Source organism: Pseudomonas putida (assembly GCF_026625125.1).
GTDB classification, from domain to species: Bacteria; Pseudomonadota; Gammaproteobacteria; order Pseudomonadales; family Pseudomonadaceae; genus Aquipseudomonas; species Aquipseudomonas putida_X.
The window spans coordinates 2,413,984-2,427,495 of the sequence record NZ_CP113097.1; the positions used below are offsets into that span (position 1 = coordinate 2,413,984).

The following is a 13,512-nucleotide window of genomic DNA, read 5'->3' on the forward strand; positions in this document are numbered from 1 at the left end:
CGATTACCGCACACACTATGCAAGGCGTCCTTTTGCAAAACGGACCGCAGTTCTAAATTAGCGAAAGATGATTCTGGAACCCTGTTCTGGAATTTTCACAACAACAACGATAAACGCTAGAGGACTGCCCGTTGAACTCACCCCTTCGCATCGCCCTGATTGGCGCCGGTATCATGGGACGCCAGCATTACCAGCACCTGAGCCAGGTACCGCAAGCCCAGTTATGCGCGGTGGCCGACCCCGGCCCCCAGGCTGAAGCCTTTGCCGCCGAGTGCGGGGTGGCGTATTTCGCCGATCACCGGCAGATGCTGCAGGCTGTGCGGCCCGAGGCCGTGATCGTGGCCAATCCGAACAACCTGCACGTGGCCACTGCCCTCGATTGTGTTGAAGCCGGCGTGCCGGTGCTGCTGGAAAAGCCGGTAGGGGTGCACCTGGATGAAGTGCGTGCGCTGGTGGAGGCGTCGCGCCGCTGCGGCGTGCCGGTGCTGGTCGGCCACCACCGGCGGCATAACCCCCTGATTGCCAGCGCGCGCAGCGTGATCGCCGAAGGGGCCTTGGGCCGATTGGTCAACGTCACCGCGCTGTGGCAGTTGCAAAAACCCGACAGCTATTTCGACACACCGTGGCGCCGCGAGCCCGGCGCCGGCTTTCTGCTGACCAACCTGATCCACGACCTGGACCTGCTGCGCTACCTGTGCGGTGAGGTGGTACAGGTGCAGGCGTTCACCCGTAACCAGGTGCGCGGGTTTGCCAACGAGGACAGCGCGGCAGTGCTGCTGGAGTTCGCCAACGGTGCCCTGGGCAGCTTGACTGGCTCCGACGCGGTGGCAGCGCCGTGGAGCTGGGAGCTGAGCTCGGGTGAAAGTCCTGTCTATCCGCGCCAGGCGGACCAACCCTGTTACTTGCTGGCCGGCACCCGGGGGGCGCTGAGCATCCCCCAGCTCAAGCACTGGCAATACGCCGAGCCAAACTCGGGCTGGCATACACCGCTGCTGCAGCGTGACGTGGGTATTCCGGCGGGTGCGGCACTGACCCTGCAGTTGCAGCACTTTGTCCGTGTTGCCCGTGGGCAGGAAGCGCCGCTGACCGATGCCGCTGACGGTGGCCGCACCCTGGCGTTGATCGAGGCGATCCGCCAGGCAGCCGCCAGCGGCCGGGCTTGCACGCCAGAGATCATCGTGTGAGCCGCGCGTGCGTGCTTCCTCCCCGTACCCCTTTGCCTGCAGGTAACCCCCATGACTGATCGAATCTTTTCCCTGGCCGCGCTCACCGTACTGGAGCTGTCACCCCCGGCGATGGTCGAAGCCGCCGCCCGTGCCGGTTACAGCCACGTTGGCCTGCGCCTGGTGCCAGCGACCAGCGAAGAGCAGCACTTCCCGCTAGTGAGCGACGCCGAGCTGCGCCGCCAGACCCAGGCGCGCCTGCGTGACACCGGTATCAAAGTCCTGGATCTGGAAATCCTGCGCCTTGAGCCCGACACCTGCGTGGCCGATTTCGAGCCGATGCTGGCGGTCGGTGCCGAGCTGGGCGGCAGCGAACTGCTGGTTGCCGGTAACGACTCGAATGAGGCGCGCCTCACCGAACGCTTCGCGGAACTGTGCGACCTGGCGGCCGGCTACGGTATTCATCCGCATCTGGAGTTCATGCCCTGGACCGACGTCCGCGACCTGCAACAGGCCATGCGCATCGTTGCCAAGGCAGACCGCCCGAACGGTTGCGTGCTGGTGGATGCCTTTCACTTCAACCGCTCCGGGTCGTCGCTCGACGACCTGGCGCGGCTGGCCCCGCAGCGCATGCGCTACGCCCAGTTGTGCGACGTGGCTGGGCCGGTTCCGGCCGACATGGATGAAATCCTGCGCCAGGCCCGTAACGAGCGGCGTTTCCCGGGGGAGGGTGATGCCGACCTGGCGGGGCTGTTGCGTGGGTTGCCAGCGAGCGTTCCGCTAAGCCTGGAGATTCCCACGCGGCAACTGCTGGTGCAGGGTGTCAGTGGCGAGCAGCGTGCGCGGATGGCGCTGGAGAAGGCCCGGGCGGTGCTGGCATCGATGTGAGCCAAGGGGCCGCTTCGCGGCCCATCGCCGGCAAGCCAGCTCCCACCTGACTTGTGTCGACTTCTAGAAATTGAGTAAGGCGGTTGCTCGCAAAGGTAAAGCGCAGACCTGAAGAACTGCGCGGTCGCGGTGGGAGCCGGCTTGCCGGCGATCACCGGCGAAGCCGGTGCCATGCACCGCAGCATCTGCATCGCCGGCAAGCCAGCTGCCCATGACTTGTGTCGACTTCTAGAAATTGGGTCAGGCGGTTGCTCTCATAGGTAAAACGCAAACCTAAAGAACTGCGCGGTCGCGGTGGGAGCCGGCTTGCCGGCGATCACCGGCGAAGCCGGTGCCATGCACCGCAGCACCTGCATCGCCGGCAAGCCGGATCCCACTCAAATGCCTTCAATTCTAGAGACTGGTTGAGGCAGCCGCACCAACCCCGGAACAGTCCCGCTCCGGCTGCGGCAACCCGCATAGCGCCAGGCCTGCGAGGTATCCGAAAGTCATCCCTGGCCCCAGCGTGATACCGCCACTGGGGTAATGCCCGCCCATGATGCTGTGCATGTCATTACCCACCGCAAACAACCCCGGTATGGCTTGCCCTGCATCATCGAGCACCCTGGCCGAAGCATCGGTGCCCAGCCCGGCAAAGGTCCCGAGGCTGCCCGGCAGCAACTTCACTGCATAGAAAGGCCCGTGCAGCAGGGGCCGCAGCGAAGGGTTCGGGGCCTGCTGCGGCTCACCCTGCGCCCGGTTGTATGCCGAGGCGCCGCGCCCAAAGTCAGGGTCCACACCCTGCGCCGCCTGCTGGTTGAAGCGCGCCACCGTGCGCTGCAACTGCTGGCCATCGATGCCACTGCGCGCGGCCAGTTGCGCCAGGTCGTTGCCACGCAACAGGTAGCCACGCCGTTCATAGAAGCGGGCAGGAAAGGGAAACGGCTTTGCCCAGCCGATGCCATACCGACGCTGCGCGGCATGGTCGCAGATCAACCAGGCCTCATAGGATTCGCCCTCTGGCGTAGCGGCGAACAGGGCATTCATGAAGTCGTGGTAGCAGTCCGCTTCATTGGCAAAGCGTCGACCGTCACTGCGCACTGCAATGAAACCAGGCTTGGCGCGGTCTATCAGGTGCGGGAAATGGCCAACGCTGCCATCGTTACGCGGCACTTGCGAGACCGGCGCCCAGGCACCGGCATGGGCTAGGTTGGTGCCGACCTGGGCGCCGGCCTGCTCGCCCAGGCGCAGGCCATCGCCGCTGTTTTCCGGCGGCGCGGCAGAGTAATGGCCAACGCCGTCGGGCGCGTGCGGCATCAGCTGTGCGATGCGCTGGCGGTCATGGGCAAAACCGCCACAGGCCAGCACCACGCCACGCCGCGCATGGATCCGCTGGCCATCGGCGCAGTGCGCGCCGGTGATGCGTGCATCGCCCAGCAAGGCAATGGCCGCTTTGTCGGTCAGCAGCGTGACGCCCAGGTCCAGGGCACTGCGCAGCAGGCGGGCCACCAGCGCGTTGCCGTTGACCAGTTGCAGGCCGCGCCGGTGCAGCAACAGATCGCGCCCGTGACGCAACAGGCGTTTGGCCACATGCCAAGCCGCCCTGGGCGATTGCCGGGCATTGAAGAAAGCGGCCATGTCCATGCCACCGGCAATGCCCATGCCGCCCAGGCTGACGATGTCCAGCGGTGGCCGCAGCCGGTGTATCCAGGGCCCGAGCAGGCGGCCGTCATAGGGCAGTGCACACAGGGCGCGACCACCGCGCGCGCTGCCGTCGCCTTCATGCATGTCGGGCAGCTTCGCACCGCACTGAAATTGCACGCACGTGTGCTGCTGGAAAAACGCCACCATCGCCGGGCCATGGCGCAGGAACGCCAGTTGACGTGCGTCCAGTTCCGCTACGCGGGTTTGGGCGCGCAGGTAGCGCTGCGCTGCATCAGCGGTTTCGACCAGGCCTTCGGCCACGGCCAGGGGGTTGCTCGGTATCCATAGCCAACCGCCCGACCAGGCGCTGGTGCCGCCGAGCCGGGGGGCTTTTTCTGCCACGATCACCTTGAGGCCATGGTGCGCGGCGGTAACCGCCGCAGCCAGGCCGCTGGCACCGGAGCCGATGACAAGTACGTCACACTCAAGGGGTTGCATGGGCGCACTCCGGTTCGGTTGTCACTGCAGCGGCGAGAAGCCGGTAGGCCGCAGCAGGCGTGATTGCAGGCGCAGTACAGCGCCCAGTTCACGGTTGAGCCGCGAGAACTGGGCCCAGCGTGGGTCCGCTGCCATCGCCGCGCGCCGTTCGCTGCGCTCGTCCAGGCTGGCATAACCCCAGATGTGCACCACCTGATTCACCTCACCGAATTCGCTGGTGAAGAAACCGACCAGGTTGCCCAGGTGTTCGCGTTGCACCGCCAGGGCGTGGCTTTGGTAGAGGGCCAGCCAGTCAGCCATTTTCAGTGGGTCGAGGGTGTAGGTTCTCATTTCGTAGTACATGGAAGCGTCTCCGTGTCAGGGCTGTGGGCTTGCAGGCGTTCAGCGATATGGCTGGCAGCGATCCAGCCGAAGGTGAGGGCAGGGCCCAGCGTGATCCCGGGGCCCGGATAGGTGCCATTCATCAATGAGTTCATGTCGTTGCCGACGGCATACAAGCCAACGATCGGCGCACCGGCGCGGTTGAGTACATTGGCGTTGGCATCGGTCACCAGGCCGCGCGCCGAGCCCAGGTCGCCGGTGTGCAGGCGGATGGCGTAGAACGGGGCCTTGGCCAGTGGCGCCAGGCATGGGTTGGGCTTGTGTTGCGGGTCGCCCATGTAACGGTTGTAGCTGTTGCCGCCCTTGTCGAATTGCCGGTCGATGCCGCTGCGGGCGTCGGCGTTGAAGCGCTCCAGGGTTTCCTGCAGCACCTGCGCCGACACGCCGATGGCCTGTGCCAGCCCTTGCACTGAACCGGCGCGGTGCAGGTAGCCGGCTTCGATCAGGGCCGTGTTGTCCACCGGTTTGGGCCGTGCCAGGCCCAGGCCGTAGCGGTTCATGGCCTCGGCGTCACAGACCAGCCAGCAGCTGCTGATGCCATTGGCGAACATGGCCTGTACGAAGTGGTGATAGGAGTTGGATTCGTTGACGAAGCGCCGCCCGGCCGGGTCGAGCGCAATGACGCCGGGCTTGGCGCGGTCGGTGACCAGGTGCGGGAAGCGCTCGCGCTCTCCACTGGCATGGCGCCGCTCGGAAACCGGCGCCCAGAAGAAATTGGCCGCCAAGCCCTCGCCCTGGGCGGCATCCACCGCCTGGGCAAGGCGCAGCGCAGCACCGTCGTTGCCAGCGGGGGACATGGTCAGGTGTGGCGCGTCAGGGTCCGGGCGGTGGGCCGCCGCCAGTGCACCCGCAGCAAACCCGCCCATGGCGCAGACCACCCCACCGCGGGCATGGACTTGCGTGCGGCGGCCCTCATGCTGCACCACCACGCCGGTGACCGTGCCGTGTTCGACGATCAGTGCCTGCGCTTCGCTGCGCAACCACAGCTGTGCGCCGTGGGCGAAGGCGGTGCTGGCCAGGCGCGCCACCAGTGCGTTCCCCGTGGTCAGGCGCGTGCCACGGTGATGGCGAACCCGGTCCAGTGCGTAGCGCGCCATCAGTTTCAGGCAATGCCACAGTGACCGCGGGGAGCGACGCAGGCTCAAAAAGTGCTGAATGTCCTCGCGGTTGACCATCATCGCGCCGAACAACAGCATGCCCGGCGGTGGCATTTTCAGGTCCTTGAAGCGTGGGCCGAGCCGGCGGCCGTCGTACTCGACCATTTCCAGCGCACGGCCAAACGCGGTGGCGCCGGGTGCGTCCGGGTAATAGTCCGGCGAGTGCGGGCGCAGGGCGTAGCGCAGTTCGGTGTTGTGTTCCAGCCAGCGCAGCGCCTGGTGCCCGCGCGCGATGAAGGCGTCCACCAGTTCGCCGTTGTAGCCGGCACCGATGATGCTTTTCAGGTAGGTCGTGACGGCCTCGGGTGAGTCCTGCGCACCGGCGGTGCGCGCCTGATCCGAGCCATACAACCACGCAGCACCCCCGGAGATCGCCGAGGTACCGCCAAAGTGTTCGGCCTTTTCCACCACCAGCACCTTCAGGCCCAGGCGCGATGCCGTGGCGGCGGCAGCCAGGCCACCGGCGCCACTGCCAAGCACCACCAGGTCGTACACCGCTTGCGCGTTTTCGATAGGGGGCATGGCCTCAGATCTCCAGTGGCGTTACGCCCATGAAGGCGCCCAGGTGGCCAAGTTGCGCAAAGGCCATTTGCGCGCCCGTCTGCACCGCGCAGCCGCGTTCACGCGCGTGTTGCAGCAGCGGGGTGATTTCGGGCGAAGTGACAACGTCGGCTACCAGCGTGGTGCTTTTGAGCGTGCCCAGCAGTGCAGCGGGCAGCGGCAGTTCGCCCGTGCCGCCCATGCCCACGGGCGAGGCGTTGACCACCAGGTCGAAGGCGTCCAGCGTGCTGTATGCGGTGGTGCTGCCGACGCCAGGGAAGGCCTTGCCCAGCAGGCCGGCAAGCGCTGTGGCGCGAGGCGTTTCGGGGTCGGCGAGGGTGATCTGGGCAACCCCGGCCTCACCCAGTGCGTAGGCGATGGCACTGCCGACGCCACCGCAACCGACGATCAGCACTCGCTTGCCCGCAGGGGCGAAGCCGTGCTTGCGTGCTGCGCCCAGAAAGCCCGCGCCGTCCACGTTGTCACCATACAGGCGGCCGTCGTTTTCACGCCGTACCACGTTCACCGAGCCCAGGGCCGCTGCGCGTTCGCTCAGGCCGTCCAGGCGGGTGGCAAATGCCTGCTTGTAAGGCACGGTCACCACGCAACCGCGCAGGTTGCGCCAGCCGCGCAAGGTGTCGATAAACGCGTCCAGCGCGGCATGCTGCAAGTCGATGGGCAGCATGGCCAAATCATGGCCATTGTTGCTGAACCAGGTATTGAAGTTTTCAGGCGATTTCACCTGGGCGATGGGCGTGCCGACGATGGCGACCAGCGCTGTCGAACCTTTGATCATGGTGACTTCCGTTAGGGGTGTTGTTGTGGAAGTCAGGGTGAGGCGGTGGCGGCGTTGTCACAATGCGCTTGCCAGGGGTTTGATGCGATAATCGCACTCATGGCGCGATTATCGCGGCAACTGCACAATTCGGCTTGCCTGGCGGCCACGATTCTCCACTCGAGGGTGCAAGACATGGACAAACCCCTGATTCACCCCCGCGACTTGATTGCCGGTTTACAAAAAGGCCTGGCGCTCATGCAGCTGTTCAACGCCGAGCAGCCGCGCCTCACGGTGCCCGGGCCGCGAGGCAAGCGGGCCTTACGCCCAGTGCGGCGCGGCGTTTTCTGCTGACCCTGGTGCATGAAGGCTTCGCTGAAACCGACAACCGCCACTACTGGCTGACCCCCAAGGCCCTGCGTGTCGGCCAGGCCTATGTGGACTCGGCGCAGTTGCCACGCATGCTGCGCCCGGTCGTCGAGCAAGTGGCCCGGCAGACCCAGGAACATGTCTCGGTGGGGACACGCGACGACGACGAAATCATCCACCTGGTGCGTAGCCGCTACAGCCACATCGCCTCGCTGTCGATACGGCCCGGCTCGCGGGTGCCGATGTATTGCACTGCCGGCGGGCGAGTCTGGCTGGCGGCACTGAGCCAGGCGCAGCGCGATGATTATTTCGCCCGCAATCCGCTACACCCGCTGACGCCCTACACCCAGACCGACAGGGCGCTGCTGGACGCGACGTTGCAGCAGGTGCGCGAGCAGGGCTACTGCATCGTCGATCAAGAGTTCGAAGTCGGCATGCGCGTAATCGGCGTGCCGTTATTGGACCGGGCGGGGCAGTTGAAGGCGACGCTGACCATCACTACCCATGCATCGCGGTTGAGCATGGATGAGATCCGCCTGCGTTACCTGCCACCGCTGTATGAGGCGCAGGCGCTGCTCAAACCGGTGTTTGGCTGACCGGGCAGCGTGGGGTAGGTACGAGGGCAGCGGGCCAGGCGGTTTTCACTGCCAGCCCATCAGCCATACCTCAGGGTCACGCAGCACCTGCCAGTCCAGCCACTGGCTGCGCTTGCTGTGCACCGCTTCCAGTTCTACACGCAGTACATGCCCCTCTTCATCCCGTTCCAGGTCGGTCACCAGGAAGTGTTTTTCACGGTTCGTGGGGTGTCGCGCTGTCCATTTCGAGAGTTTCAATTTGTCCGGGTTGAAGCGGTTCATCATTGCTCCTTGGGCGAGAGTGCATCCTGATCGTTATACAGGCAGGCAAGCCACCGTGGATACTTGCCCGGCCAGTATCTGGCCGGTCGATGCCTACCGACTGCGGTGTGTGGCATGGCCGGGCCGCAAGCCGAGAACCGTACACCCCCAGAAACGGCAAACGGCCGCCCTCAGGCAGCCGTTTGTTATGGCTCATGCGCAAGGGTCAATCCTTGCTGACGGCGTCCTTGACGTCACCGACTACCTGCTGCGCTTCGCCTTTTTTCTCCTGCACCTTGCCTTTGACCTCCAGTTCCGTGTTGCCAGTGGCCCTGCCTACGGCTTGCTTGACCTTGCCGATGGCTTCGTTGGCCAAGCCTTTTACTTTGTCCGAAGTGCTGCTCATGGTTTTTCTCCTTCGACAGACATCCGTGAAACGTGGGTTGGGTGAAGCGTACCTGCAGCGTTGGCGTTGCGACTCACACCGTGGCAACGCGCGTCTTGCGTGACGACAGCGCGAAGCGGCCTACGCCAAAACTCAAGGCGGCACCGATCAGCAGGGTTACCAAGGTGCCCCAGGCGGCTTTCGAGACGTTGCTGGCGGCGACCTGGGCAGCCTCGCGAGCCTGTTGCTCGGCCTGCTCTTTAAGCACCTTCACCTGCTCGGCAGCCTGTTCATAGGCACGGGCGTAGTTATCGACCACCTGCTGGGCCTCCTGCTGGCTCTTGCCGGTGCGCGCAGCGACGATGTTGACCAACGCTTGCTTGTCTGCCGCGCTCAGGGCAGGTTCACCGGCCTTGCGCACGCGCTCGAACCATGCTTTGAGCTGGTCGATGGCCTGGGTCGGGTTCTCGGCCGCGATGCGTCCTGCCGACTCTCCCTGAGCCTGCGCCTGCTCGGCCTTCTGCTCCAGGGTCGAGGGGGCCAGTTCAGCCTTGCCAGACTGCGCCAAGGTCTTGTTCAACTCGGCTTCCAGGCTGTCCCAGTCCAGCGAAATACCCTTCTTGTTCAGTTGCTCCTTGATGCCTTGGCTCACACTGGGCGCGGCGGCAGCGACGCCGTCGGCCGCCAGCGACAGGCCCTTGCCAGCGATGTTGCCGGCAGTGCCAACCACGGTGCCGGCCAACGACGCCAGCAACCAGGTAGCCAGCAGGGTGGTCACTGTCCAGCTCAACAGGCCATGCAGGCCGCCCCGGGTGGGCGCGGTACGCCCGGCGACCCAGGCACCTGCCGCGACCGAGAGCAGGGTGCTGATGAACAGCCATACCCCCGCACCGGTGCCGAAGCCCTGCAGCGGATTGCCGTCAGCCATAGGGTTCATGGCGCCGGCGCCAATTGCCGTGCCCAGCACGCTGAGTACCAGGTAGCTGACCAGGGCGATGGCGCCGCCTGCGAACACGGCGCTCCACGATACCCGTAGCGGGCTGACAGCGTTCGTTGGGGTGGTCACGTACGATTCAGTCATCTATGCATCCTCGTGGGTTAGATCCGGTAGCACCGGCAACGCAGGCCTGGTGCAACGTCAGGGCCAGTTTGCAGGTCACATGCAAGGCTGTGATGGCGCATCCGCACCTGATCGATTAGTGCATTCGCACCAACCCTGGCCGGCCTGCAGCGATTAAGCTCCAGGCCATGCAGACCTGCCGATTGGAGAACCTCTATGAGCGACGCCGTGCTTGCCCGCGAGACCAACCGCCGCCAACTTCAGCAAATCATCGCCGGGTTGTCCGATGGCGTGATCCTGCTGGAGGTCGACCAGTCCATCATCTGGGCCAACGAAGCGGCTTTGCGCATGCACGGGGTCGACAGCCTGGAACAACTGGGCAGCGACGCTGAGGGCTATCGCGCACGCTTTGCCCTGCGCTACCGCAACAATCACCCCCTTGAACCCGAGCAGTACCCGATCGCGCGGGTGGCCGCAGGAGAGGTGTTCAGCGACGTGATGGTGGAGGTGCTAGCTGTTGGCGACGATGAAGCGCGCAGCCGTGTGCACCGGGTGCGCAGCATGGTGCTGGAAGACAGCAAGGGTGAGGCCGAATCGCTGGTGCTGATCCTGGCCGATGCCACCGAATGGGCCAGTGCCGAGCAGCGCTTCGAAAAGACCTTCAATGCCAACCCGGCCCCTGCGGTCATCTGCAGGCTCAGCGACTTGCGCTTCATCAAGGTCAACCAGGGCTTTCTGGAAATGACCGGCCATGTGCGGGAGAACGTCATCGGCCGTTCTGTCTATGAAGTGGATGTGCTGGAAAACGCCGAACGCAAGGAATTGGCTATCGAGCGGCTCATGGAAGGGGCCACCATCCCGCAGATGCAGGCTGAACTGCGCTTGCCCGATGGCGGCACCAAGCTGGTCATCGTGGCCGGGCAACCCCTGGACATGCACGAAGAAGATTGCATGCTGTTTTCTTTCACCGACCTGGAGCCCCGGCGCAAGGCGGAAAATGCCCTGCGCCAGAGTGAGGAACGCTTTGCCAAGGCCTTTCGCCTCAGCCCAGTGCCCACCGTGGTGTGCAGCGCCGACAGGCAGCAGTTGATCGATGCCAACGAAGCCTTTCTCGACACCCTGGGTTACGCCGCCCAGGAGCTGATCGGCAAGACCGTGGCCGAAATCGACTTCATGGATGATCGGCGTGTCGCGACTCAAGTGTTCGATGCGCTGGAAAAAACCGGGCGTATCGAGGGGCTGGACCTCAAGCTGCGAAAAAAAGGCAATGACCGTCTCGACTGTGTGCTGCAGGCGGACACCGTGAGCTTGCAGGACACCCCGTGTTACCTGTTGGTGCTGATGGACATCACCGAACGCAAGCGTTCCGAGCTGGAGTTGGTCGAGGCGATAGAAACGGTGATGCAGGATGCGTCGTGGTTCAGCCAGACCTTGATCGAGAAGCTGGCCAATGCCAAGCGCCTGAACACCGGCCGCTTGCCTGACGCCTCATTGACCGACCTGACCCGCCGCGAGCGCGATGTGCTGGCGCTGATCTGCGAAGGCCTTGCCGACAAGGAAATCGCCACGCGGTTGAACCTGGCCCTCAATACCGTGCGCAACCATGTGGCAACGGTGTACTCCAAGCTCGATGTTCACAGCCGCAGTGAGGCCATTGTCTGGGCGCGTGAGCGACGCCTGTTCACGCATTGATTGGCTCAGGCACAGGTTCCGGGGAGGGGCCTGGGCTATCGCCAGTGGGCGATCGGAGGTGGGGGTTTACAAGCCATCAGCACACGACTGCTTTGCCGAGGCCTCTGCTGGACGCCAAAGGGCTTCATGGTCTTTGAAGCCCTCGGACCGACCTTTTGCTTATCAGCGACGCAGCAGGCGGCTCACCACCAGGGTGAGGGCGGCGCCGATTGCCAGTGCGGTGATGGGCTTCTCTTTTACGAAGGCAGAGACGTTGTTCAGTGCGTCACCGTAGGTTTTGGTCAGCTGGCCAGCGACCTGGCGGCCATCGCCCTCTGCCTCCAGGGCCGGGTCCTCGAAAAGCCGACCCACCGCGCTCTGCGCCTTGCCTGCGACTTTCTGTGCAACACCTTCAACTTGTTCGCTTTTCATAGTGATCAAACCTTCCTAGTGAGTGGCAATGGGAACGCACAAGGTTAGGGAGCGGGGCGGGTGGATTAGTTCAAAGCGGTTTACGCGATTGGGAACGATCCTTGCTGATTGCTAGCAATATCCATAAAGGAGCTAGCAATGAACGAGTCCCTGGTCGCCCATTCCCGCGGTGGCGTGCTGTGCACCCCGCACCCCTTGGCGAGCGCTGCGGGCCTGGAGGTGCTCGACGGCGGGGGTAGCGCAATCGATGCCATGCTCACCGCCAGTGCCGTGCTGGCAGCGGTGTACCCACACATGACGGGCCTGGGCGGTGATGCACTGTGGTTGCTCCACGATGACCAGGTACGCACCATCATCGGGATCGGCCAGGCCGGCAGGCGCTTGCCTGCGGCGGGCGCGATCAGCCTGCGTGGGCCTGCCTCGGTCGCGACCACGGCCGGGGCCATGGCCAGTTGGGCGCAGGCCAAGGCCATCAGCGAGCAGTGGGGGTCGCGGCTGGGCTGGGCCGACCTGCTGACAGGCGCCGCCGGGCTGGCCCGGGACGGGGTAGAGGTATCCGCCTCGCAACTGTTCTGGCAAGGGCAGCGCGCCAGCCTCATCCAGACACTGCCCAACCTGCAGGCATTGTGTACGCCCCAAGGTGGCCGTCTGCGCCAACCCGCGCTGGCCAACAGCCTGGAGCACCTGGCGCGGCGTGGCCCAAGCGATTTCTACCACGGTGAACTGGCGGAGGCCTTCGGTGTGGCGTTCGACGCCCTGGGTTGCGGCCTGACCGTCGAAGACCTGCGCGCCACCCGTGCAGACCTGGCGGCGCCGCTCTGCGTACGTTATCGCAACGGCCGGCTGTACAATGTCGCGCCTCCCAGCCAAGGCCTGTACACGCTGCGTGCCATGGCTGCGCTGCAGGCCCTGAACCTGGGCGAGAACGGCACGCCGGGCTATTACCACCTGCTGGTCGAAGCGATCAAGCAGGGCCTGCTGCAGCGCAACACTCAACTCCATGATCCACGCGCCACTGGTTGGGACTTCGAGCACGCGCTTGCTCTGCCTTCCGCAACCCTCAACGAGCAACGAGCGACGCCCTGGGGAGAGCCCGGGCAACCGGCCGACACGGTATGGATGGCCGCCACCGACCGCGCCGGGCGCAGCGCCTGCCTGATCCAAAGCCTGTTCCATGACTTCGGCTCCGGGTGCATCCTGGGCGATACCGGCATCCTTTGGCACAACCGTGCGGCAGGTTTCAGCCCCCAGCCGGGGCACTGCAACGCCTGGGCGCCCGGCAAGCGGCCGGCACATACACTCAACCCTTCGGCCTACCTGGCCGATGATGGGCGCCGCTGGTTTTTCGGTACCCAAGGGGGCGATGGCCAGCCCCAGACGCAGATGGTGCTTGCCACCCAGTTGATCGACTACCAGCAGCCTGCCGAGGCGGCGTTGCGTGCACCGCGCTTTCTGCTTGGGCGCAGCTTCTTCGACAGCACCGACAACCTCAAGCTGGAGGCCGATATCGGCGCAACGGTGGTGCAGGGGCTGGCCGACCGTGGCCACCAGGTCGAGACCACGCCTGCGTTGAGCCCGTTGATGGGCCTGGCCGGCGTGATTGCCATCGGCCTGGACGGCCAGCGCACCGCTGCCTATGACCCGCGCAGCCAGGGCAGCGCCCTTGGCCAGCAGGACTGAACCACGCCGATTGCCGCAATGCGTGGCCCGGCGGATAATGCCGGCCCAAAGCGT

12 protein-coding genes and 1 pseudogene are annotated in these 13,512 nt (G+C 65.0%); 5 read left to right on the plus strand and 8 right to left on the minus strand.

Annotation, left to right across the window (positions count from 1 at the left end; translation table 11 throughout):
* Window positions 1-131: 131 nt before the first annotated feature.
* Both OSW16_RS11120 and OSW16_RS11125 read left to right on the plus strand, forming a co-directional pair.
* The gene (locus OSW16_RS11120) at window positions 132-1,184 is read left to right on the plus strand and encodes a Gfo/Idh/MocA family protein (RefSeq protein WP_267823061.1); all 1,053 of its coding nucleotides are present in this window, start codon (window positions 132-134) and stop codon (window positions 1,182-1,184) included.
* A 51-nt stretch (window positions 1,185-1,235) separates the two neighbouring features.
* On the plus strand, window positions 1,236-2,051 hold the full coding sequence (locus OSW16_RS11125) for a sugar phosphate isomerase/epimerase family protein (RefSeq protein WP_267823063.1): 816 nt from the start codon (window positions 1,236-1,238) through the stop codon (window positions 2,049-2,051).
* Window positions 2,052-2,444: 393 nt separating this feature from the next.
* Here the strand turns inward: OSW16_RS11125 and OSW16_RS11130 are convergent, their stop codons facing one another.
* The 4 genes from OSW16_RS11130 to OSW16_RS11145 are packed head-to-tail and all read right to left on the minus strand — an operon-like array spanning window position 2,445 to window position 7,046.
* Complete coding sequence (locus tag OSW16_RS11130) at window positions 2,445-4,172, minus strand: FAD-dependent oxidoreductase (protein ID WP_267823065.1); 1,728 nt, start codon at window positions 4,170-4,172, stop codon at window positions 2,445-2,447.
* Between the two features lie 21 nt (window positions 4,173-4,193).
* Window positions 4,194-4,514, minus strand: a complete 321-nt coding sequence (locus OSW16_RS11135) for an NIPSNAP family protein (protein ID WP_267823067.1) — start codon at window positions 4,512-4,514, stop codon at window positions 4,194-4,196.
* Window positions 4,499-6,232, minus strand: a complete 1,734-nt coding sequence (locus OSW16_RS11140) for an FAD-dependent oxidoreductase (RefSeq protein ID WP_267823070.1) — start codon at window positions 6,230-6,232, stop codon at window positions 4,499-4,501. Before OSW16_RS11140 ends, OSW16_RS11135 begins: the two co-directional genes overlap by 16 nt.
* 4 nt (window positions 6,233-6,236) lie before the next feature.
* A complete protein-coding gene (locus tag OSW16_RS11145) occupies window positions 6,237-7,046 on the minus strand; it encodes a shikimate dehydrogenase family protein (RefSeq protein ID WP_267823072.1) in 810 nt (269 codons plus the stop codon).
* A 174-nt stretch (window positions 7,047-7,220) separates the two neighbouring features.
* Here OSW16_RS11145 and OSW16_RS11150 point away from each other — a divergent pair.
* Window positions 7,221-7,990, plus strand: a pseudogene (locus tag OSW16_RS11150) (IclR family transcriptional regulator domain-containing protein).
* Window positions 7,991-8,035: 45 nt separating this feature from the next.
* On the opposite strand, the gene OSW16_RS11155 reads toward OSW16_RS11150, so the two are convergent.
* The 3 genes from OSW16_RS11155 to OSW16_RS11165 form a co-directional block, all read right to left on the minus strand.
* Complete coding sequence (locus OSW16_RS11155) at window positions 8,036-8,251, minus strand: TIGR02450 family Trp-rich protein (protein WP_241805905.1); 216 nt, start codon at window positions 8,249-8,251, stop codon at window positions 8,036-8,038.
* A 205-nt stretch (window positions 8,252-8,456) separates the two neighbouring features.
* Entirely contained in the window at window positions 8,457-8,636 is a 180-nt protein-coding gene (locus OSW16_RS11160) for a CsbD family protein (RefSeq protein ID WP_267823074.1), read from the minus strand.
* 73 nt (window positions 8,637-8,709) lie between these two features.
* Window positions 8,710-9,696 carry a hypothetical protein gene (locus OSW16_RS11165; protein WP_267823076.1) on the minus strand — a complete coding sequence of 329 codons (987 nt, stop codon included), beginning with the start codon at window positions 9,694-9,696 and terminating at the stop codon, window positions 8,710-8,712.
* A gap of 195 nt (window positions 9,697-9,891) precedes the next feature.
* On the opposite strand from OSW16_RS11165, the gene OSW16_RS11170 reads away from it, so the two are divergent.
* A complete protein-coding gene (locus tag OSW16_RS11170; protein ID WP_267823078.1) occupies window positions 9,892-11,367 on the plus strand; it encodes a PAS domain S-box protein in 1,476 nt (491 codons plus the stop codon).
* Window positions 11,368-11,529: 162 nt separating this feature from the next.
* On the opposite strand, the gene OSW16_RS11175 is transcribed toward OSW16_RS11170, so the two are convergent.
* Window positions 11,530-11,778, minus strand: coding sequence for a CsbD family protein (locus tag OSW16_RS11175; protein WP_241805901.1), 249 nt, complete (start codon window positions 11,776-11,778; stop codon window positions 11,530-11,532).
* Window positions 11,779-11,916: 138 nt separating this feature from the next.
* Between OSW16_RS11175 and OSW16_RS11180 the strand changes: the two genes are divergently transcribed.
* Window positions 11,917-13,458 carry a gamma-glutamyltransferase family protein gene (locus OSW16_RS11180; RefSeq protein WP_267823080.1) on the plus strand — a complete coding sequence of 514 codons (1,542 nt, stop codon included), beginning with the start codon at window positions 11,917-11,919 and terminating at the stop codon, window positions 13,456-13,458.
* Window positions 13,459-13,512 lie beyond the last annotated feature (54 nt).

Bases quoted from the DNA above. Each gene is read 5' to 3' on its own strand.
- OSW16_RS11125 (WP_267823063.1), top strand. From the start codon at position 1,236: ATGACTGATCGAATCTTTTCCCTGGCCGCGCTCACCGTACTGGAGCTG.
- OSW16_RS11140 (WP_267823070.1), bottom strand. From the start codon at position 6,232: ATGCCCCCTATCGAAAACGCGCAAGCGGTGTACGACCTGGTGGTGCTT.
- OSW16_RS11165 (WP_267823076.1), bottom strand. From the start codon at position 9,696: ATGACTGAATCGTACGTGACCACCCCAACGAACGCTGTCAGCCCGCTA.
- OSW16_RS11130 (WP_267823065.1), bottom strand. From the start codon at position 4,172: ATGCAACCCCTTGAGTGTGACGTACTTGTCATCGGCTCCGGTGCCAGC.
- OSW16_RS11160 (WP_267823074.1), bottom strand. From the start codon at position 8,636: ATGAGCAGCACTTCGGACAAAGTAAAAGGCTTGGCCAACGAAGCCATC.
- OSW16_RS11135 (WP_267823067.1), bottom strand. From the start codon at position 4,514: ATGTACTACGAAATGAGAACCTACACCCTCGACCCACTGAAAATGGCT.
- OSW16_RS11170 (WP_267823078.1), top strand. From the start codon at position 9,892: ATGAGCGACGCCGTGCTTGCCCGCGAGACCAACCGCCGCCAACTTCAG.
- OSW16_RS11145 (WP_267823072.1), bottom strand. From the start codon at position 7,046: ATGATCAAAGGTTCGACAGCGCTGGTCGCCATCGTCGGCACGCCCATC.
- OSW16_RS11175 (WP_241805901.1), bottom strand. From the start codon at position 11,778: ATGAAAAGCGAACAAGTTGAAGGTGTTGCACAGAAAGTCGCAGGCAAG.
- OSW16_RS11155 (WP_241805905.1), bottom strand. From the start codon at position 8,251: ATGAACCGCTTCAACCCGGACAAATTGAAACTCTCGAAATGGACAGCG.
- OSW16_RS11180 (WP_267823080.1), top strand. From the start codon at position 11,917: ATGAACGAGTCCCTGGTCGCCCATTCCCGCGGTGGCGTGCTGTGCACC.